The sequence below is a fragment of the Ancylobacter sp. SL191 genome (assembly GCF_026625645.1).
Taxonomy (GTDB): Bacteria; Pseudomonadota; Alphaproteobacteria; order Rhizobiales; family Xanthobacteraceae; genus Ancylobacter.
The window spans coordinates 634,892-656,915 of the sequence record NZ_CP113056.1; the positions used below are offsets into that span (position 1 = coordinate 634,892).

Annotated in this window: 19 protein-coding genes and 1 riboswitch; of the genes, 13 read left to right on the forward strand and 6 right to left on the reverse strand. The window is 68.5% G+C overall.

The annotated features are described in order from the left end of the window. Positions 1-15 precede the first annotated feature (15 nt). From lptC to OU996_RS02815, 4 genes are all read right to left on the reverse strand, one after another. Positions 16-831, reverse strand: coding sequence for an LPS export ABC transporter periplasmic protein LptC (gene lptC / locus OU996_RS02800; protein WP_267584144.1), 816 nt, complete (start codon positions 829-831; stop codon positions 16-18). A gap of 166 nt (positions 832-997) precedes the next feature. Next, positions 998-1,630 (reverse strand): ribonuclease D, encoded by a 633-nt coding sequence (locus OU996_RS02805; RefSeq protein ID WP_267584145.1) that lies wholly within the window; start codon positions 1,628-1,630, stop codon positions 998-1,000. Between the two features lie 60 nt (positions 1,631-1,690). Beyond that, complete coding sequence (gene ubiA, locus OU996_RS02810; protein WP_267584146.1) at positions 1,691-2,641, reverse strand: 4-hydroxybenzoate octaprenyltransferase; 951 nt, start codon at positions 2,639-2,641, stop codon at positions 1,691-1,693. A gap of 34 nt (positions 2,642-2,675) precedes the next feature. Then, on the reverse strand, positions 2,676-3,464 hold the full coding sequence (locus tag OU996_RS02815) for a hypothetical protein (RefSeq protein ID WP_267584147.1): 789 nt from the start codon (positions 3,462-3,464) through the stop codon (positions 2,676-2,678). A gap of 163 nt (positions 3,465-3,627) precedes the next feature. Here OU996_RS02815 and OU996_RS02820 point away from each other — a divergent pair, with 163 nt between their 5' ends. The 3 genes from OU996_RS02820 (at position 3,628) to OU996_RS02830 (ending at position 7,322) form a co-directional block, all read left to right on the forward strand. Continuing rightward, positions 3,628-4,401: a 16S rRNA (uracil(1498)-N(3))-methyltransferase gene (locus OU996_RS02820; protein ID WP_267584148.1), complete on the forward strand. Its 774-nt coding sequence runs from the start codon at positions 3,628-3,630 to the stop codon at positions 4,399-4,401. Between the two features lie 227 nt (positions 4,402-4,628). Next, a complete protein-coding gene (locus tag OU996_RS02825) occupies positions 4,629-5,750 on the forward strand; it encodes a carboxylate-amine ligase (RefSeq protein WP_267584149.1) in 1,122 nt (373 codons plus the stop codon). A 201-nt stretch (positions 5,751-5,951) separates the two neighbouring features. Continuing rightward, on the forward strand, positions 5,952-7,322 hold the full coding sequence (locus OU996_RS02830; RefSeq protein WP_267584150.1) for a glutamate--cysteine ligase: 1,371 nt from the start codon (positions 5,952-5,954) through the stop codon (positions 7,320-7,322). Between the two features lie 617 nt (positions 7,323-7,939). Here OU996_RS02830 and OU996_RS02835 read toward each other — a convergent pair. Then, positions 7,940-8,824, reverse strand: coding sequence for a LysR substrate-binding domain-containing protein (locus OU996_RS02835; protein ID WP_267584151.1), 885 nt, complete (start codon positions 8,822-8,824; stop codon positions 7,940-7,942). A gap of 122 nt (positions 8,825-8,946) precedes the next feature. On the opposite strand from OU996_RS02835, the gene OU996_RS02840 reads away from it, so the two are divergent. Both OU996_RS02840 and OU996_RS02845 read left to right on the forward strand, forming a co-directional pair. Continuing rightward, positions 8,947-9,366, forward strand: a complete 420-nt coding sequence (locus tag OU996_RS02840; protein ID WP_267584152.1) for a DUF1127 domain-containing protein — start codon at positions 8,947-8,949, stop codon at positions 9,364-9,366. Positions 9,367-9,572: 206 nt separating this feature from the next. Then, on the forward strand, positions 9,573-10,634 hold the full coding sequence (locus OU996_RS02845; protein WP_267584153.1) for an LLM class flavin-dependent oxidoreductase: 1,062 nt from the start codon (positions 9,573-9,575) through the stop codon (positions 10,632-10,634). 238 nt (positions 10,635-10,872) lie between these two features. Here OU996_RS02845 and OU996_RS02850 read toward each other — a convergent pair whose 3' ends face one another. Further along, the gene (locus OU996_RS02850; protein ID WP_267584154.1) at positions 10,873-12,273 is read right to left on the reverse strand and encodes a glutamine synthetase family protein; all 1,401 of its coding nucleotides are present in this window, start codon (positions 12,271-12,273) and stop codon (positions 10,873-10,875) included. A 204-nt stretch (positions 12,274-12,477) separates the two neighbouring features. Here OU996_RS02850 and OU996_RS02855 point away from each other — a divergent pair, with 204 nt between their 5' ends. The 8 genes from OU996_RS02855 to OU996_RS02890 all read left to right on the forward strand — a co-directional run bounded on the left by OU996_RS02855 (position 12,478) and on the right by OU996_RS02890 (position 22,017). After that, positions 12,478-13,653, forward strand: a complete 1,176-nt coding sequence (locus OU996_RS02855; protein ID WP_267584155.1) for an ABC transporter ATP-binding protein — start codon at positions 12,478-12,480, stop codon at positions 13,651-13,653. A gap of 10 nt (positions 13,654-13,663) precedes the next feature. After that, positions 13,664-14,569, forward strand: a complete 906-nt coding sequence (locus tag OU996_RS02860; protein WP_267584156.1) for an ABC transporter permease — start codon at positions 13,664-13,666, stop codon at positions 14,567-14,569. Further along, a complete protein-coding gene (locus OU996_RS02865) occupies positions 14,569-15,387 on the forward strand; it encodes an ABC transporter permease subunit (protein ID WP_267584157.1) in 819 nt (272 codons plus the stop codon). The genes OU996_RS02860 and OU996_RS02865 overlap by 1 nt, the downstream gene beginning before the upstream one ends. Positions 15,388-15,540: 153 nt before the next feature. Continuing rightward, positions 15,541-15,753, forward strand: a riboswitch (cobalamin riboswitch). A gap of 106 nt (positions 15,754-15,859) precedes the next feature. After that, positions 15,860-16,909 (forward strand): ABC transporter substrate-binding protein, encoded by a 1,050-nt coding sequence (locus tag OU996_RS02870; RefSeq protein WP_267584158.1) that lies wholly within the window; start codon positions 15,860-15,862, stop codon positions 16,907-16,909. After that, a complete protein-coding gene (locus OU996_RS02875; protein ID WP_267584159.1) occupies positions 16,906-17,943 on the forward strand; it encodes a FecCD family ABC transporter permease in 1,038 nt (345 codons plus the stop codon). Before OU996_RS02870 ends, OU996_RS02875 begins: the two co-directional genes overlap by 4 nt. Then, positions 17,940-18,722, forward strand: a complete 783-nt coding sequence (locus tag OU996_RS02880) for an ABC transporter ATP-binding protein (RefSeq protein ID WP_267584160.1) — start codon at positions 17,940-17,942, stop codon at positions 18,720-18,722. The genes OU996_RS02875 and OU996_RS02880 overlap by 4 nt, the downstream gene beginning before the upstream one ends. Positions 18,723-18,844: 122 nt before the next feature. Further along, positions 18,845-20,695 (forward strand): DNA mismatch repair endonuclease MutL, encoded by a 1,851-nt coding sequence (gene mutL / locus OU996_RS02885; protein WP_267584161.1) that lies wholly within the window; start codon positions 18,845-18,847, stop codon positions 20,693-20,695. A 23-nt stretch (positions 20,696-20,718) separates the two neighbouring features. Continuing rightward, entirely contained in the window at positions 20,719-22,017 is a 1,299-nt protein-coding gene (locus OU996_RS02890) for an NAD(P)/FAD-dependent oxidoreductase (protein ID WP_267584162.1), read from the forward strand. Positions 22,018-22,024: the final 7 nt, after the last annotated feature.

The window sequence follows — 22,024 nt, forward strand, 5'->3', positions numbered from 1 at the left end:
GCAGGGACGGGACGCTCACGGCAGCCCGGCCGTGGTGCCGCGCAGCGGCGGCATCGCCGGGACCGGGCCGTCGTCGGGGCTTGAGGCCGCGCCCTGCTGGCCGGCGCCCTCCGGCTGGGCGTCATCGCCCTGCGGCAGGCGAAAATTCAGCCGGACATTGCCGGTGAGCAGCGCGCGCGCGGTCTTCTGCGACACTTCCATGCGGTCGGCGGTGAGCTTGCCGTCGAGATAGGTGAGCTGCACCGGCTTGTCGGAGACCAGCGTGCCGCCCTTCACGTCGATCAGCACGGTGTCGAGCAGCCCGCCATAGCCGGCCGAGGTGGAGAAGTTGATGCCGCCGCCCAGCGTCATCTTCTCGGTCTTGGTGTCGTACTGCCCGGTATTGGCGTCGAGATTGGCCCAGCCCTGGTCCGCCAGTTCCAGCTTCGCCTTGATGGTGTTGAGGTCGATCTGGTTCGGCTGGGTGAGATCCTGCGAGGCCGATTCGGCGGTGACGCTGTAGCCGCGATTATCCTGCGTGAAGCCGTGCAGCTTCGGGAATTCCATCATCACCCGCGTGCCCGACAGCGAGACGCGGCCGAGATCGAAAGGCAGGTCGACGGCGAGGGAGAAGGGGTCGAGATAATTGACCGCCAGCGTGAGGCCGAGCGCGGCGACGACGCCGACCGGCAGGGCGCGACGCAGGAAGCGCACGCGCCGGCTATGGCGGCTCGCCCGCACGAAATCGGCGTCGGAGCGACGCTGGTCGTCGCTCGACGGCCCGCGCTGGGCAAAGCGGCCCTTCGGCTCCGCGGCACGGACGTGCCTGGGGGGGTCGACGTGACTGTTCATCGGCGCATGCATTCCCGGCGGCCGGCTCCCCTCCGACCGCTTGTGAAGATGGCGACTTCCACCCCCCGGTGCAAGTTCGGTCAAAACCGGGTGTCGGTTAGACCCGGCGAATGCGGCACGGATGAGAAGGCGGGCCCCGCAAAAGCGCGCGGCGCCTGCCTTCCGGTCACGAATGCGAGAAAATGTCCTCGTCCGGCCAGCCGGCCAGATCGAGCGCGGCGCGGGTCGGCAGGAAGCCGAAGCAGGCTTCGGCAAGGCCCAGGCGATTCTCCCGCAGCAGCATGGTGGTGAGCTTGGCCTGCAGCGCGTGCAGATACAGCACGTCGGAGGCGGCATAGACGAGCTGCGCGTCGGACAGCGTCTCCGCCGCCCAGTCCGAGCTCTGCTGCTGCTTCGACAGATCGACGCCGATCAGCTCGCGCGTCAGCTCCTTCAGCCCGTGCCGGTCGGTATAGGTGCGGGCGAGGCGCGAGGCGATCTTGGTGCACCAGACCGGGTTCACCGTGACGCCGAACGTCTTGCCGAGCACGGCGACATCGAAGCGGGCAAAATGGAAAAGCTTCACCACCGCCGGATCGGTGAGCAGCCGCGCCAGATTGGGCGCGCTGCCCGGCCCGGCGCCGTGCGGGATCTGCACCACATCGGCGGTGCCGTCGCCCGGCGAGAGCTGGACGACGCAGAGCCGGTCGCGATGCGGGTTGAGGCCCAGCGTCTCGGTGTCGATGGCGACGACCGGGGCGACGTCGGCGGTGTAGCGGGACAGGTCGACCAGGTCGCCGCGGTGCAGGCGGATGCTCATCAGGCAGGACTTTCGTGAAGACGCTGCGTCATTAACACCGCCAGCCGCCGGCGGGCAACCTCAGGCCACCAGCGCGTCGAGCGCGAGGCCGGCGAACAGCAGCAGCCCGGCGTCGCGGTTGGAGCGGAACAGCCGCAGGCACAGGTCGCGGTCGTCAATGTCGAGCCGGGCGATCTGCTGGGCGAGATGGCCGGCGAACAGGGCGAGGCCGACATAGGCCGCCGGTCCCGCCCCCGCCTGTCCGAGCGCGAGGCCGATGAGGGCGGCCGCGCCCGCATAGAGCGGCACCAGCCAGGCGCGCGTTGCCCCGGCGAACAGGCGGGCGGAGGACTTCACCCCCACCGCCTCGTCATCCTCGCGGTCCTGATGGGCGTAGATCGTGTCATAGCCGACCACCCAGAGCACGCTGCCGGCATAGAGCAGCAGTGCCGCCGGGGGCAGATCCTCGATGAGCGCGGCAAAGCCCATCAGCGCGCCCCAGGAGAAGGCGAGGCCGAGCACGAGCTGAGGAATCCAGATCACCCGCTTCATCAGCGGGTAGATGGCGACAACGCCGAGCGAGGACAGCGCGACCAGAATGGCGAAGCGCGGCAGGCAGAGCAGCACCACCAGCCCGACCAGCGCCTGAAGCACCAGAAAGGCGAAGGCGCCGGCGAGCGTGACCTGGCCGGAGGGCAGCGGGCGCCCGCGCGTGCGCTCCACCCTTCCGTCAATGTCGCGGTCGAGAATGTCGTTCCAGGTGCAGCCGGCACCCCGCATCGCCACCGCGCCGAGGGCGAACAGCGCTAGCAGCGCCACCGCCCGCAGCGGATCGACCGGCGCGCCGTGATGGACGGCGAAGGCGGCGGCGAGCGCCACCGACCACCAGCAGGGTATCAGCAGCAGCCAGTTGCCGATCGGCCGGTCGGCACGGGCCAGGCGCAGGAAGGGGCGCAGGAAGGACGGGGCGTGGCGGTCCACCCAATTGCCCGACGCGGCATCGGCGGGGATGAGGCCGGGAGCGGGCGTCATGCGGGGCCGTCCTTTCGCGAGTCGCCGGGCCGGATCAGCGCAGCGCGTCGCCGCCCAGCGTGTCGAACACGCCGCCCTTGGCGGTGGCGGTGCTCGGCAGGCCGCTGGAGAGGCCAAGCCCCTGCGAGACCGCGCCCTGCGGCGGGGGACCCGCCGGGCCGCCCTTCTCCTGCATGGCCGCCGCCTGGCAGACCTTGTCGCGGACCGAGGTCACGCTGCCGGCATTGTCCTTGAGGCCCTTGATGGCCTCGTCCGGAACGCCGCATTTCGACTTGTTGGCGACCAGGTAATTGTAGAATTTCTGCTGCGAGGTGACGAAGTTGCGGAACAGCGGGCACAGCTCGGAGGCCGGCATCTTCTTGCTCGCCGCCTTGCGCAGCACCTCATTGCGGTTTTCAAGGTCGCCGCGCAGCTTGGTCACCTGGGTCTGGCACTCATTCATGTCGGCCGCGCTCGGGCCGGCGGGCGCGCCGCCGCCCGGCGCCATGCCGGGGCTACCCAGACCGGGCATCGCACCCGGCATGGCGGGCGCTGCGCCAAATCCGTCACCGCCGCCGAAACCGGGCGACACCATGATGGAGGAGGACGGCCCGCTCATCGGGGCGGGTGTCGCCACGGGGGCCGTGGCCGGGGCGGCGGTCGGCGTGGACGGAGCGGGCGCCGGCGTGGCGCTGCTGTCGGTGCTGGTCGCGTCCGTATTGGCCGGCGCACCGATCCACTGGGCAGCCGCCGGCCCGGCGCACAGCACGGCGAGCAGGGCGCCGGTAAGCAGGGCGGCGGGCAGGTGGCGCGTGGCGCGCTCGGGATATGTCGACCGTCTCATGGAGCCTTCCGCTCGTGCAGACTTCGTGACCCAGCGTGATACAGAGGCCCCGAGGATTGGGCAATATCACGGCGGGGCGCGCGAATTAGCACGTCTCCTCAGGGTGTCGCCAAGCCATAATGGGTGCCGATACGCCCTTCTGTGCGCTATATACGGTCAAATCATGGCCCGCCCCGACACCGACACCCCCGACCAGCCCTATGATTTCCGTGCCCAGCGCCTTTTCGTCGAGGCGCCGCTCGGCGTCGACGAGGTCGTGCGGCTCGACCGCGAGCGGGCGCATTACGTCGCCGACGTGATCCGCCTCGCCGTCGGCGGGCACATCCATCTGTTCAACGGGCGCGACGGCGAATGGCGCGCGGTGCGCGAGGCCGGTGGCAAGCGCGAGGCGGTGCTGCGCTGCGAGGCGCGGCTGCGGGCCCAATCCCCCCTGCCCGATCTCGACTATTGCTTCGCCCCGCTCAAGCACGCCCGGCTCGACTACATGGTGCAGAAGGCGGTGGAGATGGGCGCCGGCCGGCTCCAGCCGGTGATGACCCAGCACACCCAGGCGACGCGGGTGAACACCGAGCGCATGCACGCCAATGTGATCGAGGCGGCCGAACAATGCGGCATCCTCGCCCCGCCGGTCGTGCTGGAGCCGCTGAACTTCACCCGCTGGCTGGCCGGGCTGGAGGCCGGGCGCACGCTGGTGTTCTGCGACGAGGCGGCCCCGCTCGCCGATCCCCTCGCCCCGCTGCGCGCGGTGGTGGACGGCCCGCTCGCCGTGCTGATCGGCCCGGAAGGCGGCTTCGACCATGCCGAGCGCCGCCAGCTTCAGGCGCGGCCGGGCACGCTCGTGCTCTCGCTCGGCCCGCGCATCCTGCGCGCCGACACCGCCGCCGTGGCCGCCCTCGCCCTGATCGAGGCCGCGCGGCAGGCCCGCGCGGCCGCCTGAGGCGCTCCCGCCGCACCACGGGAATGTGTAAATACTGACAATTACGTAATGGTTCCGCGTTGTCTTGAAATTTTATAATAAAATAACGGAATATTAGGCAATAGAGGCCAGTCATATTCCGGTCTCACTTCTCCACCATCTAGGCGCCGGGATGCGGCGGCCTGATTCTGCGCCGGCTAAGCTGCGCGGACGCGCCGGATCCTTGATTTTCCGTGGAGACGGACGCCATGTCAGAAGATTACCGTATCGGCATCGAGGAAGAATATTTCATCGTCGACGGCGCCACCAAGAGCGTATTGCGGCGCATGCCGACCGCCTTCATGGACAAGGCACGCGATGCGCTGGGCGAGCGCGTCTCCGGCGAGATGCTGCAGTCGCAGATCGAGGTGATGAGCCGCCCGCATATCAGCGCCGCCGAGGCGAAGACCGAGCTGAGCGCCCTGCGCCGCACGCTGGCCGATGTCGCCGGGGGATTCGACCTGTCCTTCCTTGCTTCCGGCACCCACCCGACCGCCTCCTGGCAGGGCAGCAAGCGCGCGCCAACGCACCGCTATGACGGGGTGATGCACGATCTGCAGATGCTCGGCGAACGCAACATGCTGTGCGGCCTGCATGTCCATGTCGAGTTGCCGGACCCGGACACGCGCATCGACGTGATGCGCCGCATCCTGCCCTTCCTGCCGGTCTTCGTTGCCCTCTCGACCTCGTCGCCCTTCTGGGAATCCAAGCGCACCGGGCTGATGGGCTACCGCCTCGCCGCCTATGACGAGCTGCCGCGCACCGGCCTGCCGGAGCTGTTCGAGAGCGCCAAGGACTATCAGGACTATATCGACGCGCTGGTGGCGGCGCGGGCGATTCGCGATTCGAGCTATGTGTGGTGGACCATCCGCCCCTCGCAGAAGCAGCCGACGCTGGAACTGCGCGCGCCCGACAGCTGCACGCGGGTCGAGGATTCCGTCGCCATCGCCGCGCTGTACCGCGCGCTGGTGCGCCATCTCGTGCGCAACCCGAAGGTCAATGCCGGCATCGACGCGGTGGAGCGCGCCATTGCGGCGGAGAACAAGTGGCGCGCCCAGCGCTACGGCATCCATGGCAGCTTCGTCGATCGCAGCGCCCGGCAGGCCGTGCCGGTGGCGCAGGCGGTGGAAACGCTGATCGACATGGTGACGGACGACGCGCAGGCGCTGGGCAGCCGGCAGGAGCTTGAGCACCTGCGCACGATTCTGAATGGCGGCACCAGCGCCGACATCCAGATCGCCGTCTACCAGGAAGCCGCGCACCGCACCGGCGACCGCACGCAGGCACTGCGGGCGGTGACGACCTGGCTGACCCACGCCTCCGCGCAATAGGCACACACGCAACAAGGGCGCGTCGCGGCCCGTCCAACGGCGCCCCGACCTTCATGCAACATCTTGTCGGAAATTGCATTTCTCTGAAAGGTCATTGCACCGGCGCATTCCCCGGCGCGGATCGGTAGTTACGGCGATTTGCGTCCCGGAGCGGCCTGTGTATGGTCGCGCGCCTTTATGCCCTGCCCCGCCGGAGTCCCCATGACGCGCGACCAGATCGACACCCAGCCTATCGAGAGCCGCGACGAACTCGTCGCCTGGCTGGAAGCCGGCTGCAAGGACACCAGCCAGTTCCGCATCGGCACCGAGCACGAGAAATTCCCCTTCACGCTGGATGGCCACGACCCTGTTCCCTATGAGGGGCCGACCGGCATCCGCGCGCTGCTCGAGGGCATGCAGGCGCTCAATGGCTGGGAGCCGATCATGGAGGGTGAGGCCATCATCGGTCTTGCCGACACGGTGGGCGGCGGGGCGATCTCGCTGGAGCCGGGCGGGCAGTTCGAGCTGTCCGGCGCGCCGCTCAAGACCATTCACGAGACCTGCGCCGAGGTGAACGGCCATCTCGAACAGGTGCGCGCCGTCGCCACGCCCTTCGGCTTCGGCTTCCTCGGCCTCGGCATGAGCCCGAAATGGACCCGCGCGGAAACGCCGGTGATGCCCAAGGGCCGCTACAAGATCATGGCGAACTACATGCCGAAGGTCGGTACGCTCGGCCTCGACATGATGTTCCGCACCTGCACCGTGCAGGTGAATCTCGACTTCGCCTCGGAAGCCGACATGGTGAAGAAGCTGCGCGTGGGCCTCGCCCTCCAGCCCATCACCACCGCGCTGTTCGCCAATTCGCCGTTCACGGAAGGCAAGCCGAACGGCTTCCTGTCCTTCCGCTCGGAAATCTGGCGCGACACCGACAAGGATCGCACGGGCATGCTGCCCTTCGCCTTCGAGGAGGGCATGGGCTTCGAGCGTTACGTCGACTACGCGCTCGACGTGCCGATGTATTTCATCAAGCGCGGCGACAGCTATATCGACGTCGCCGGCTCGTCCTTCCGCGCCCTGCTGGCCGGACGGCATCCGGCGGTGCCGGGCGAGACCGCCACGGTGTCGGACTGGGCCAATCACCTCTCGACCATCTTCCCCGAGGTGCGGCTGAAGCGTTACCTCGAAATGCGCGGCGCCGATGGCGGGCCGTGGCGCAATCTGTGCGCCCAGCCGGCGCTGTGGACCGGCATCTATTACGACACGGCCGCGCTCGATGCGGCGTGGGAGCTCTGCAAGGGCTGGAGCGCGGACGAGCGCCAGGCGCTGCGCGATGCCGTGCCCCGGCTCGGCTACAAGGCCGAGGTGGCCGGCCGCCCGGTGCTGGATGTGGCGCGCGACATGGTCGCCATCGCCCGCGCCGGCCTTGCCCGCCGCGACTACCGCGACAGCCAGGGCCGTGACGAGACCCGCTTCCTTATCCCGCTGGACGAGAGCCTTGCCGCCGGCCGCACGCCGGCCGAGGATCTGCTCGCCCGCTATGAGGGACCGTGGCAGCGCTCGGTCGAGCCGATCTTCGACGAACTGGCCTATTGAGCCGGGACGGCCGAGGCGAGCGCATGGGAGCGGCGCGCTCCCGTGCCGGGACGTGCGCCGTATCGCGCGGAAGGCCCGTCCGGCTACCGACACCCCGGCTGCTCGCTTTGAGCAGGATCAAGGTGCATCTGCACGCACGGGTTTAATGCTTCCCTATCGTCCGCCGGGTTTCCCATCGGGACCGGCGCTCCTGCGCCTCAACGCCGAGGCGCGCGGCGCTGGATGGGGCCCGGACACCCTCGGACGACCCTTGAAGCCCCCGGGCGCTGTGTCTCAGCACGCCCTCGCCGGTGACGCGGCACCCTTGCGGGACGCTTCAATCTCAAGCCGGCGGGCGGGCCGGCTCACCTCAGGCGGGCGCGAGCCCGCCTTTTCCTTTCGGGGCAGATGCTGGCTGGGGGAGATGATGGGCCATCGGCCCGCCGCTCCTTTGTCGGGAAGCCGGGGCTGCCCGCCCTCCCACCGTCATCCCCGGGCTTGACCCGGGGATCCATGACTTTCCGGCTGAGGACGTTGGCGCCGCCACGCATGGGGGCGGTCGCACGACGGGCAGACGTGGATGGCCGAAGCCCGGCCATGACAGCACTCAGCGGCGTCCGGGACGCCGGCGAGGGCCCTCACTCCGCCGCGATGGCAGCTTCGGAGATGTTGTCGAGGCCCTGGATGATGTGGTTGGCGAGCGCGTCGGCCAGCGGGGAGGCCTCGTGCCGGTTGCGCACCAGCCCGATGCGGCAGGGCGCCAGCGTCGGGAAACCTTCCGCCGGGCCGAGCACCCGCATGCCTGGGCGCAGGCCCGATTCCGGCAACACGGAAATGGCAAGGCCCGAGAGCACGGCCGCCGAGACGGCGGTGGAGTTCGACGAGGTGTAGAGGATGCGGAAGGGCCGGCCGGCGGCCTGGAGCATCGAGATCGCCTCGAGCCGCCAGTTGCAGCTCTGCCGGCCCAGCGCCAGCGGCACCGGATCGTCGAGATGCACGGAGTGGCGGGTGGAGCCGATCCAGAGCAGCTGCTCGCGCCGGATGATCTCGGTGTCGCGGTTCAGCGTCTCGCAATCGGTGATGATGGCGAGGTCGAGATCGCCGGTGTCGATGCGGTCCACCAGATCGGAGGACGGATCGCAGACGACGGTGAGTTCGACATTGCAATGGGTGTGGGCGAACCGCGCCATGATCTCCGGCAGATAGCGGTCGGCGTAATCATCGGGCACGCCAAGGCGCACACGGCCGGACAGTTCCGCCGAGGCGAGGCTGGCCACCGCCTCATTGTTCAGCTTGACGATGCGGCGGGCATAATCGAGCAGCCGCTCGCCCTCGTCCGTGAGGCGCGAGGCGCGCCCATCACGTGCGAAGATCGGTTTGCCGACCCGCTCCTCCAGCCGCTTCATCTGCATGGAAACGGCGGACTGTGTCTTGTGGACCACATCAGCGGCTTTCGTGAAACTGCCGGTTTCAGCGATCGTGATGAATGTTCTTAATTGATCAATATCGAGCAACACGGACATGGGAGCGCCTCTGAGCGGGTACCATCAATCAGAATGATAACTCGGATGAAAAACATTCGCTAGTGTGATTGATGGCACCGCGACATAACACTGTTGCCGCGAACGGAGAGCGTCGAGATCGGGTGGGCGACAGGCTCATCACCCTTTCTTATCACCCAGCGCTCTCGCTGCGCGGCCGACAGATGGAGAGGAAGATGTCGTATATCGGCGAAGTTCGCAGGTCCGCCTTCGCGTCATTCGGCGCCGCCGCAGCCACCGGGCTCATCGGCGCCGTCATGGGTAGCTACAAGTTCATCACGGCGGTGGCGCGCCGCCGTCACCTGATCCAGCTCGGTGAGTTCGACGACCGGATGCTCAGCGATATCGGCCTCACGCGGGCCGATCTGCGCGACGCCGCGTCCGGCCCGCTCTGGCAGGATCCGACCTCGGTGCTGGTGGTCCGCTCGGTCGAGCGCCGGGCCAGCCGCCGGGTCGCAGCGCGCGGAAATTTGTCGATCGGCGCCGCCAAACGCGGCCGCGACGACCTGATCTCCTGCGAATGAGTGTGCAGCCCATTCGGAGGATTACCGGCGACATCGACCCCCTCGTGTCGCCGACTTGAAGCCCGCTGGTTCGTCCAGCGGGCTTTTTTTATCAATGCAGCCTTGCAGCGCGGAAAGCCCTACCTTGCAGCCACGCGGATGCGCGCGGCGCCTCTTGGGTCCATATGGGGGATGCCGGCATCGGAGCCGGCAGGAAGGCGCGGACCATGGCACAGCATCTCGAATTCGGCCTCGACACCTTTGGCGACGTGACGCGCGGGCCGGATGGCGCGCCGCTCTCGCACGCGCAGGTGATCCGCGATCTCGTCGAGCAGGCGCAGCTCGCCGATGAGGTGGGGCTCGATTTCTTCGGCGTCGGCGAGCATCACCGCGACGATTTCGCGGTCTCCGCCCCCGAAGTGGTGCTGGCCGGCATTGCCACCAAGACCAGCCGCATCCGCCTCGGCTCGGCGGTGACGGTGCTGTCCTCCGACGACCCGATCCGCGTGTTCCAGCGCTTCGCCACGGTGGACGCGCTGTCGAACGGGCGTGCCGAGGTGATCCTCGGGCGCGGCTCCTTCACCGAATCCTTCCCGCTCTTCGGCTTCGAGCTGAAGGATTATGAGACGCTGTTTTCCGAGAAGCTCGATCTGTTCGCCGCGCTGGCGCGCGACAACAGCACGCCGGGCGGCGTCACCTGGAAGGGCTCGATCCGCCCGCCGCTGAAGGGCCAGCACGTCTTCCCGCCGACCGAGAGCGGCACGCTGAAGACCTGGATCGGCGTCGGCGGCAGCCCGGAATCGGTGGTGCGCGCGGCGCGCTACGGCCTGCCGCTGATGCTCGCCATCATCGGCGGCAATCCCGCCCGCTTCGCGCCCTATGTCGATCTCTACCAGCGCGCCACCACCCAGCTCGGCGGCACACTGCAGCCGATCGGCGTGCATTCGCATGGCTATATCGCCGAGACCGACACGGCGGCGCGCGAGGAATTCTTCGCCGATTACAAGGTGATGCATGACCGGATCGGTCGTGAGCGCGGCTGGCCGGCCTATGGCCGCGACGCCTTCGAGCAGGAGATTGCACACGGCTCGCTCTATCTCGGCTCGCCCGAGACGGTGGCGCGCAAGATCGCCAAAACGGTGCGGACGCTCGGCCTGTCGCGCTTCGAGCTGAAATACAGCGCCGGCCCGCTGCCGCAGGCGCGCCTGCTGCGCTCGATCGAGCTCTATGGAAGCGAGGTCGCCCTGCGCGTGCGCGAGCTTCTGGCGCAGGAGACGGTGGAGGCGTGAGGGCTTGAGCCCGCGGAACCCGTCATCCCGGAACGGCCGCCAGGCCGTATCCGGGATCGCGTGGTGATGGCGGCAGGCGATCCCGGCGGCGCGCCGTCATCCCCGGGCTTGGCCCGGGGATCCACGACTTACCTTGCGCCCAATTCATCATCAGAAGGCATGGATGCCCGGGCCAAGCCCGGGCATGACGGCGTTCTTGGGGCCCCGTCGGGATTATCTCCCAAAGAGCCGGCACGCCTCAGACGTTCAGCAGCAGGAACTCGCGCTCCCAGGGCGAGATCACCCGCATGAAGGTGTCGAACTCGGTCTGCTTCACCGCCGTGTAGGTCTTCACGAAGGACGGGCCGAGCACGGTGGCGATCTCTTCTGAGTATTGCAGCGCCGCGACCGCTTCCAGCAGCCCGCGCGGCAGCTCGAAATCGAGGCCCTTGGCGTCGGATTCGAGCGGCTCGGTCGGGCGCAGGCCCTCAACGAGGCCGAGATAGCCGCAGGCGAGCGAGGCCGCGATGACGAGATAGGGGTTGGCGTCGGAGGACGGCACCCGGTTCTCGACACGCCGCGCCGCCGGCGAGGACGGCGGCACGCGCAGGCCGGCGGTGCGGTTGTCATAGCCCCACTGCACGTTGATCGGCGCCATCGAATCGCGCGTCAGCCGGCGGTAGGAGTTCACGTAAGGCGCGAGGATCGACATCACCGCCGGCAGATAGCGCTGCTGGCCGGCGATGAAGGAGAAGAACTCCGGCGTCGGGTCGCCATCCTTGTCGGAGAAGATGTTCTTGCCGGTTTCCGCATCCACGATGGACTGGTGGATGTGCATGGCCGAGCCAGGCTCGTCGGCGATGGGCTTGGCCATGAAGGTGGCGTAGATCTTGTGCGCCAGCGCCGCCTCGCGGATCGTTCGCTTGAACAGGAACACCTGATCGGCCAGGGCGATGGGGTCGCCATGGAGCAGGTTGATTTCCATCTGCGCCGCGCCGTCCTCATGGATCAGCGTGTCGATCTCGAGGCCCTGCGCCTCGGAATAGTCGTACATGTCCTCGAACAGGGCGTCGAACTCGTTCACCGCCTGGATCGAATAGGACTGGCGGCCGATCTCCGGCCGGCCGGAGCGGCCGATCGGCGGCTTCAGCGGGTAGTCGGCATCGACATTGGGCTCGACGAGATAGAACTCGATCTCGGGCGCCACGACGGCCTTCCAGCCCTTCTTGGCGTAAAGCTCGACGACGTTCTTCAGCACCTGGCGCGGGGCCAGCTCCACCGGGCGCCCGTCGCGGTGATAGGCGTCGTGGATGATCTGCGCCGTCGGGTCGGTCGCCCAGGGCACGATCGCCAGCGTGGAGAAATCGGGCTCCATGACGAGGTCGCTGTCGACCACGACGGAGTCCACGAGGTTGTCATAAGGTGGGTAGTCCCCGGAAATCGTCTGGAAGAACACCGAGAGCGGCAGGTTCATCACCGGACCGGACAGGAACTTCGACACCGGCATGATCTTGCCGCGTCCGACGCCGGCGAGGTCCGGCACCGCACATTCGATCTCGGTGATTCCGCGTGCGGCCATCCAGGCCTTGGCTTCCTCGAGCGAGGAAACGCCGCGGGTGGACGTGACGGCGTCCGTGTCGGGACGCTTCTTCTTGGCCATGATTCACCATCCTGATGCGCTGTCTGCGCCTGTAAGAGGCAACCATGCCCCTGCAAGCGCCGTCAAGGCGGCGCGCGCGAGGAAGCGCACTGCTCGTTTACGGGCATGGTAAAATTGTTCGCATTGTGCCGTTGAGCCGCCGCACGAAGCCGGATAGCGTCGCGTCAGGGCCGGGTCATACCGGCGGGGAAAACGGGGCCAAGCATGAGCACAGGCGTCGCCGACAAGACGCAGAAGACCATCGGGGGCATCCGCCGAAAATTCGCCCCCTGGACCGACCCGCAGGCCACCCCGCTCATCCGCTACCAGAACGTGACCAAGCGCTTCGGCGAGTTCGTGGCGATCGACAATCTCTCGCTCGACATTTACGAGCGCGAATTCTTCGCCCTGCTCGGCCCGTCCGGCTGCGGCAAGACCACGCTGATGCGCATGCTCGCCGGCTTCGAGGAGCCGACCAGCGGCCAGATCACCCTCGCCGGGCACGATCTCGTCGGCACGCCGCCCTATAAGCGGCCGGTCAACATGATGTTCCAGTCCTACGCGCTGTTCCCGCACATGAACGTGTGGGACAACATCGCCTTCGGCCTGCGCCAGGACGGCATGGCCAAGGACGCGGTGGCGCACCGCGTCGAGGAGATGCTGAAGCTGGTCAAGCTCAGCCAGTTCGCCAAGCGCAAGCCGCACCAGCTCTCCGGCGGCCAGCGCCAGCGCGTCGCGCTGGCCCGCTCGCTCGCCAAGCGCCCGAAGGTGCTGCTGCTCGACGAGCCACTCGGCGCGCTCGACAAGAAGCTGCGCGAGGAGACCCAGTTCGAGCTCATGGACATCCAGATGGAGCTCGGCATGACCTTCCTGATCGTGACCCACGATCAGGAAGAGGCCATGACCGTGGCCGACCGCATCGCGGTGATGAACCATGGCAAGCTGGTGCAGGTCTCCCCGCCGGCGGTGATGTATGAGCAGCCGGCCTCGCGCTATGTCGCGGAGTTCGTCGGCGACGTGAACATCCTCGACGCGACGGTGGAAGCGATCGAGCCGCACCTCATCACGCTGCGCTGCCCCTCCGCCCCCGACATGCGCTTCAAGGTGGCGCAGGAGTGCCCGGCCCGCGTCGGCGACAGCGTGTCGCTGGCGTTCCGCCCGGAGAAGCTGCGCGTCGAGCTCGACCCGCCGGCCGATCCCACGGTGAACTGCCTCACCGGCACGATCTGGGACATCGGCTATCTCGGCGACCTGTCGATCTACCATGTGGAGTTGCCCAATGGTCAGCGCGTGAAGGCGGCGAAGCCCAACCTCACCCGCATGGTCGAGCGGCCGATCTCCTGGGAGGACAAGGTCTATGTCTCCTTCGCGCCGGATGCCGGCGTGGTGCTGACGAGCTGAGGGGACGATCATGGCGGACAAGGCAAGGGGGCGCTGGCTGGTTCTCGCCATCCCCTATCTCTGGCTCGTGGCGCTGTTCCTCGTCCCCTTCCTGATCGTCTTCAAGATCAGCCTGTCGCAGGACGCCATCGCCCAGCCGCCCTATGTGCCCACCTTCGACCTCGCGGCCGGATGGGACGCCTTCAAGGACGCCTTCAGCGAGCTGTCCTTCGACAATTACGGCTATGTGCTGAGCTGGGACAATGACTTCATCGAGGCCTATGGCTCCAGCCTCTGGATCGCCGGCATCTCGACCGTGCTGCTGCTGATGGTCGGCTATCCCATCGCCTACGCCATGGCGCGGGCGCCGAAATCCATCCGCCCGACGCTGCTGATGCTGGTGATCCTGCCGTTCTGGACCTCCTTCCTCATCCGCGTCTATGCGTGGATCGGCATCCTGTCGCCGGAAGGGCTGCTCAACCAGCTTCTGTTCGCGCTCGGGCTGATCGACGAGCCGCTGCAGATCCTCGCCACCGACACCGCGGTCTATATCGGCATCGTCTATTCCTACCTGCCTTTCATGATCCTGCCGCTCTATTCGGCGCTGGAGAAGATGGACGAGACGCTCCTGGAAGCCGCCGCGGATCTTGGCTGCCCGCCCTTCGCCGCCTTCTGGAAGATCACCTGGCCGCTCTCGCTGCCGGGCGTGTTCGCCGGCTGCCTGCTCTGCTTCATCCCGGCGGTGGGCGAGTTCGTCATCCCCGACCTGCTGGGCGGCTCCGACACGCTGATGATCGGCAAGGTGCTGTGGACGGAGTTCTCGGTGAACCGCTCCTGGACGGTGTCCTCGGCGGTGGCGGTGCTGCTCCTGATGGTGCTGGTGATCCCCATCGTGTTCTACCAGAACGTCCAGGCCCGCGAGATGGAGAAGCGTTGATGAGAAAAGGCCTCTCCTGGTTCAACGTCACCTCCATCGTGCTCGGCTTCGCCTTTCTCTATCTGCCGATCCTGCTCTTGGTGATCTACTCCTTCAACGCCTCGCGCATGGTGACGGTGTGGGCGGGCTTCTCGACCCACTGGTACGTCCAGCTGTTCCAGAACCAGCAGCTGCTCGACGCCGCCTGGGTGACGCTGCGCGTCGCCTTCATCACCGCGAGCGTCGCTACCGTGCTCGGCACGCTGGCGGCCATCGCGCTCACCCGCTACGGGCGCTTCTATGGCCGCACGCTGTTCTCCGGCATGGTCTATGCGCCGCTGGTGATGCCGGAAGTCATCACCGGCCTGTCGCTGCTGCTGCTCTTCGTGGCCGTCAGCATCGACCGCGGCTTCTGGACCATCACGCTGGCGCACATCACCTTCACCATGTGCTTCGTCTCGGTGGTGGTGCAGTCGCGCCTCGTGACCTTCGACCGCTCGCTGGAGGAAGCCGCGCTCGATCTCGGCTGCCCGCCCTTCAAGACCTTTTTCGTCATCACCCTGCCGATCATCCTGCCGGCGGTGGTGTCCGGCTGGATGCTGGCCTTCACCCTGTCGCTGGACGATCTGGTCATCGCCAGCTTCACCACCGGCCCCGGCGCGACCACGCTGCCCATGCGCATCTATTCCCAGGTGCGCCTCGGCGTGACGCCGGAGATCAACGCCGCCTGCACCATCCTCATCGGCATCGTCACCGTGGTGGTGATCTTCGCCTCCATCCTGACCAAGCGGCAGGAGATCGAGCGCCAGAAGGCGGAGCGGCTGGCGGCGGCGGGATAAGGACCGCCGCGTCGCTCAACACTAACTGAGACGGCGGCGCGCTATTGATACATTATATCTTTTAGGATAGCGTCCCCTCGGTCGCGTCGGCGATGTGACGCGGGTGGGGAGGCACCAGCCTAGGGGTGCTTGACGATGCGCCCCCTCTCCGTGTCAGATCGACCCGATCGAGGTTCTCCGGGTGTTCGCGCCCGGAGCTAAGAGGGAACCCGGTGCGGCGCTCTGCGCCAAGACCGGGGCTGCCCCCGCAACTGTAAGCGGCGAGCCCTCCACCCATCGTCCACTGGCGCGCACGCGCCGGGAAGGCCGGGTGGAGCCAGCGTTGACCCGCGAGCCAGGAGACCTGCCTCGAATCGCGAACCACCATTCGGGCGGGGTGCTCCGAAGGTTGCTGGCCATGCGCGGGCCCGAAAGGCCGCGCGGGCGCTGGTGCCCTTTGCGCGGCTCGTCTTCCTGACCAGGAAGCGACAACATGTTCAGAACGAATACCAACCTTTTCCGCCAGTCCCTGCGGGGCGGCCTTCTGGCGCTCGGCCTTCTCGCCGGCCTCGGCCTGCCCGAGACGGGCATGGCCGGCACCACCTACCCGCTGACGCTGGAGAATTGCGGAGCCAAGGTGGTGATCGACCACGCCCCGCAGCGCGTCGTCAGCATCGGCCAGGCGCAGACCGAAATCCTCTACGCCCTCGGCCTCGGCGACCGCGTGGTCGCCAGCGCGCTGTGGTTCAGCCCGGTCGCCAAACCCTATGAGGCGGTGAACGCCAAGGTGAAGCGCCTCGCCGACAATGATCCGAGCTTCGAGGCGGTGGTCGGTCAGGAGCCGGACCTCGTCGTCGCCATGTATGAATGGCACATCGGCCCCAACGGCATCATCGGCAAGCGCAGCCGCTTCGATGCGGTGAAGGTGCCGGTCTATGTCTCGCCCACCGACTGCGTTGGCAAGGACAATAGCGGAGCCGGCGACGGCGTGCGCACGCAGATGTACACGACCGAGCTGCTCTACCGGAACATCCGCGAATTCGGCGCCATCTTCGACGTCGCCGACCGGGCGGACGCGCTCATCGCGGAACTCAAGGCCCGCGAGGCGGCGGCGGTCGCGTCGGTGGCGGCGCTGAAGGCCAAGAACGTCTCCATGGCCGTCTGGTTCTCCAGCAAGGACATCAAGGGCGACGCCTTCCTCGCCGGCAAGAACGGCGTGCCGGCCTATCTGATGGCCGAGATCGGCGCGCGCAACATCATCACCACCGAGGAGGAATGGCCGCTGGTTGGCTGGGAGACCATCGCCGCCAGCGATCCCGACGTTCTGGTGCTGGTGAAGATGGACCGCCGCCGCTTCCCCGCCGACGCCATCGAGGCCAAGCTGAACTTCCTCGCGACAGACCCGGTCGCCAGCCAGCTCGCCGCGGTGAAGAACAACCGCATCGTCATCGTCGATGTCGGCGCCACGCGGCCCGGCATGGACACGGTGGACGGTCTGGAAGCCATCGCCACGGCGGTGCAGGGCTTCGGTCTCAGCCATTGAGCCACCTGGTCGTAGGGCCTAACTGGCCGGCGCGGATTGCCGTCGCCGGCCTCGCCGCCATCGCGCTGGTGCTCGCCGTCGCGCTGGCGGTGAGCGTCGGCGAGATGCCGATCCCGCTTTCCGTCGCCCTCAAGGCGCTCGGCAACGGGCTGTTCGATCTCGGCTTTCCGGTCGGGGCGATCCAGCAGGGGGTGATCTTCGAGTACCGGCTGAGCCGGGCGCTGATGGCCGCGCTGTGCGGCGGCGCGCTGGCGCTCTCGGGCGCCATCCTGCAGGCGCTGCTGCGCAACCCGCTGGCCGAGCCCTATATTCTCGGCGTCTCGGCCGGCGCCTCCACCGGGGCGGTCTGCGTAATGATCCTCGGTCTTGGCGGGGCGACGCTCGGCGTGTCCGGCGGCGCCTTTCTCGGCTCGGTGGCCGCGCTCGGCCTTGTCGGCCTGCTGGCCGCCGGGGCCGGCGGGGCGAGCGACCGGGTGATCCTGGCCGGCGTCGCCGGCTCGCAGCTGTTCAACGCCGCCACCGCCACCATCGTCACCACGCTCGCCAGCGCGGAGCAGGCGCGCGGGGTGATGTTCTGGCTCCTGGGCAATTTCGGCGGCGTGCGCTGGCCCGATCTCTGGGTCGCCGCGCCGGTGGCGCTGGCCGGCTTCGTCATCTGCATGGTCCACGCCAAGGCGCTCGACGCCTTCGCCTTCGGCGCCGATGCGGCGGCCTCGCTCGGCATCGCGGTCACCCGCGTGCGGCTGGTGCTGCTCGCCACCACCGCGCTGCTTACCGCCACCATGGTCGCCATCGTCGGCACGGTCGGCTTTGTCGGGCTGGTGATCCCCCATGCCGCCCGCTTCCTCGTCGGCCCCGGCCATGCCCGGCTGCTGCCGGCCTGCCTCGTCATCGGCGCGGTGTTCATGATCCTCGCCGATGTGCTCTCGCGCATCCTCGTGCCGCAGCAGATCCTGCCGATCGGCGTGGTGACGGCGCTGGTCGGCGCGCCGGCCTTCGCCATCATCCTCCACCGCGCGAGGCGTCCGGCATGACCCTCGCGACGCATGAGGTGCGCTGGAGCGCCGGCGGCAAGCTGATCGTCGACGGGGTGAGCCTTGAGGTCGCGCCGAACCGTGTGCTCGGCCTGATCGGGCCCAATGGCTCGGGCAAATCCAGCCTGCTGCGCCTGCTGTGCCGGCTGCGCAAGGTCTCGAGCGGCGTGGTCACGCTGGACGGGCGAGACATTGGCGACCTCGGCCGTCGCGACCTGTCCCGCCGCCTCGCCTTTGTCGAGCAGCAGGCGGCGACCGAGGTGGCGCTCACGGTCTGCGACGTGGTGCGGCTCGGGCGTACCCCGCACCGGGCGGCTTTTGCCGCGTGGAGCGCGCGCGACGAGGCGGCGGTCGAGGCCGCGCTTGCCCGCGTCGGCCTCACCGAGCGGCATGACCAGTTGTGGCACACCCTGTCCGGCGGGGAGCGCCAGCGGGTGCATATCGCCCGCGCCCTGGCGCAGGAGCCGCGCGAGCTGATCCTCGACGAGCCGACCAACCATCTCGACATCCAGCACCAACTCGGCATTCTCGCGCTGGTGCGGCGGCTGGGCCTCACCTGCATCGTGGCGCTGCACGACCTCAACCTCGCCGCGCTGTTCTGCGACCGGATCGGCGTGCTGTCAGGCGGACGGCTCGTCGCCTGCGGCCCGCCGGCCGAGGTGCTGACCCCCGCCCTTATCCGCGCCGTGTTCGGGGTGGAAGTGGCGATCCGCGAGGGCGCGCAGGGGCGCCGTTACATCGATTACATGCTGGACGAGGCCCTGCCGGACGGGCTGTAGACGCCCGCCAACACGGCGCCGGGGAACGTGGATGCAGCCTCGCCCCCGCGCGGCGCCACCCCTGCTATAATCCCGGACGAGCCACGCCCCCGAATCGCCGGCCCCGCCACACTGGACCCGCCATGCCCCTGCGCCTTCTGCCCTCCACCCTGGTCGACCGCATCGCGGCGGGCGAGGTGGTGGAGCGCCCGGCGGCGGCGCTGAAGGAGATCGTCGAGAACGCGCTCGACGCCGGCGCAACGCGCATCGAGATCGTTATCGACGGCGGCGGGCGGCGGCTGTTGCGCGTCACCGATGATGGCTGCGGCATGAGCGGGGATGACCTTGCCCTCGCGGTCGAGCGCCACGCCACCTCCAAGCTCGACAGCGAAGACCTGCTCACCATCGCCACGCTCGGCTTTCGCGGCGAGGCGCTGCCTTCCATTGGCGCGGTGGCGCGGCTCGCCATCACCAGCCGGCCGCGGGGCGCCGACAGCGCCCATGAAATCCGCGTCGAGGGCGGGGTGAAGGGGGCGGTGAAACCGGCCGCGCTCGGCCATGGCACGCGGGTTGAGGTGCGCGACCTGTTCTTTGCCACCCCGGCGCGGCTGAAATTCCTGAAATCCGAGCGGGCCGAGACCGCGGCGGCCGTGGATGCGGTGCGGCGCCTCGCCCTCGCCCGCCCGGAGGTCGGCTTCACCCTTGTGACCGATGACCGGGCGCCGCTCACCTGGCCCGCCCGCAGCGCGGACCCTGCCGGCCGCCGCGCCCGCATCGCCGATGTGCTCGGCCATGAGGTCGGGCAGAACGCGCTCGACATTGACGGACGGCGCGAGGGTGCCCGGCTCGCCGGCCTTGCCGGGCTGCCAACCTTCTCCAAGGCGAACTCGCTGTCGCAGTACCTGTTCGTCAATGGCCGTCCAGTGCGCGACAAGCTGCTGATCGGCGCCATCCGCGCCGCCTATGCGGACCTGTTGCCCTCCGACCGCCACCCGGTGACGGCGCTGTTCCTCGATCTCGACCCGCGCGAGGTCGATGTGAACGTACACCCGGCCAAGACCGAGGTGCGCTTCCGCGACCCCGGCCTCATCCGCGCGCTGATCGTGCGCACGCTGATGGACGCGCTCACTTTGGCCGTGCCGCGCACCGCCACGACCGCCGCCGACCGGCTGGCGCAGTTCGCCCGCGCCGACACCATGGACGGCTACAGGCCGCAGCCCCGGCCGGGCAATTATGACTGGACCAGCTCCTGGGCCGCGCCCGAGGGGGCCTCCAACAGCGCGCCCGCCGGCTTCAACGAGTCCCCCGCCCGCTTCGATTTCGGCGGAAACACAAGCGGCGGGCTCGCGCTCGACCTCGCCCCGCAGGCCGATGCGCGGGCGGCCCATCTCCCCGCATCGCCGGATGTGATGGAGCGCCCGCTCGGCGCGGCGCGGGCGCAGCTGCACGAGACCTACATCATCGCCCAGACCCGCGAGGGCGTCGTGGTGATCGACCAGCACGCCGCCCATGAGCGCATCGTCTATGAGAAGCTCAAGGCCGCCATGGCGCGCGACGGGCTCACCCGGCAGATGCTGCTGGTGCCGCTGGTGGTCGATCTCGACCCGGCCGAGGCGGCGCGCCTCGCCGAACGCGCGGAGGCGCTGGAAAAGCTCGGCCTCGTCATTGAGCCCTTTGGCCCCGGCGCGCTGCTGGTGCGCGAAGTGCCGGCGCTGCTCGGGGATGCCGACGTGCCGGCGCTGGTGCGCGAACTCGCCGAGCACGCGGCGGAATGGGACGACGCCCTGCCGCTGGAGCGACGCCTCCTGCATGTCGCCGCCACCATGGCCTGCCATGGCTCGGTGCGCGCCGGCCGGCGGCTGCGGGTGGAGGAGATGAACGCCCTCTTGCGCGAGATGGAAGAGACGCCGAACGCCGCCCAGTGCAATCACGGCCGGCCGACCTTCGTCACGCTCGCGCTCGCCGATATCGAACGCCTCTTCGCGCGGCGCTGAGGCCGGGCTATGCTCACCCCATAATGGCGTTCGACACTGATCCCCCCGACTCCGGTCACCCGAAAAGCTGGTACGCCGCCACCGCGCGGCACCTAGCCCCCTTCCCCAGCCTTGCCGGCACCGTGACTGCCGATGTCTGCGTCATCGGCGGCGGCTATACGGGCCTCTCCGCCGCGCTGCATCTGGCGGAAGCCGGGCTCGACGTGGTGCTGCTGGAGGCGGCGCGCGTCGGCTCCGGCGCCTCAGGCCGCAATGGCGGGCAGATCCATACCGGCCAGCGCCGCGATCAGGACTGGCTGGAGGCGCAGGTCGGGCTCGATGATGCCAAGGCGCTCTGGCGCATGGCGGAGGAGGCGAAGGCGCTGCTGCACGCGCTGATCGCCCGCCACCGGATCGAGTGCGACGTACGGCCGGGCCTCATCGTCGCCGATCACAAGCCCGGCTATGTCGCCCATAGTCACGCCTATGCGCGCAAGCTCAACGAAGTCTATGGCTACCCGCACGCCGCCCCGCTCTCGCGCGAGGAAATGCGGGCGCTGGTTGGCTCCGATGCCTATTTCGGCGGGATGATCGACCATGGCGGCGGGCATCTGCACCCGCTCAACCTCGCCCTCGGCCTCGCCCGCGCGGCGGACAAGGCCGGCGTCCGGCTGTTCGAGAATTCCCGCGCGGTCGGCATCGACGAAGGCGGGCCCAAGGTGCAGGTGAAAACCGCCGGCGGGCTGGTGGCCTGCGACTTCGTGCTGGAATGCGGCGACGGGTTGCAGGACGGGCTCGACCGACGGGTCGACACCCACGTCATGCCGATCGCCAACTACATCGCCGCCACCGAGCCGCTCGGCGCGCGCGCCGGTGACGTCATCGCCAATGACGCGGCGGTGGCCGACAGCCGCTTCGTGGTGAATTATTATCGCCTCTCGGCCGATGGGCGCCTCCTGTTCGGCGGCGGGGAGAGCTATACGCGCCGCCTGCGCCCGGACCCCGGCGCTTTTGTTCGGCCCTATATGCTGAAGATCTTCCCGCAGCTCGCCGATGTGCGCATCGATTATGGCTGGGGCGGCATTCTCGGCATCACCATGAGCCGGCTGCCCTTCGTGCGGAAGCTCTCCCCCCGCGTGCTCACCGCCGCCGGCTATTCCGGCCAGGGCGTGATGCTCGCGCCCTATTTCGGCAAGCTGCTGGGTGACGCGATCAAGGGCCAGCTCGGCCAGTTCGACCTCTTGGCGCGCCTGCCCGTGCCGCCCTTCCCCGGCGGACCGGTGATGCGCTGGCCGCTGCTGGTCGCCGGCATGAGCTATTTCGCCCTGCGCGACCGGCTGTGAGACGCTG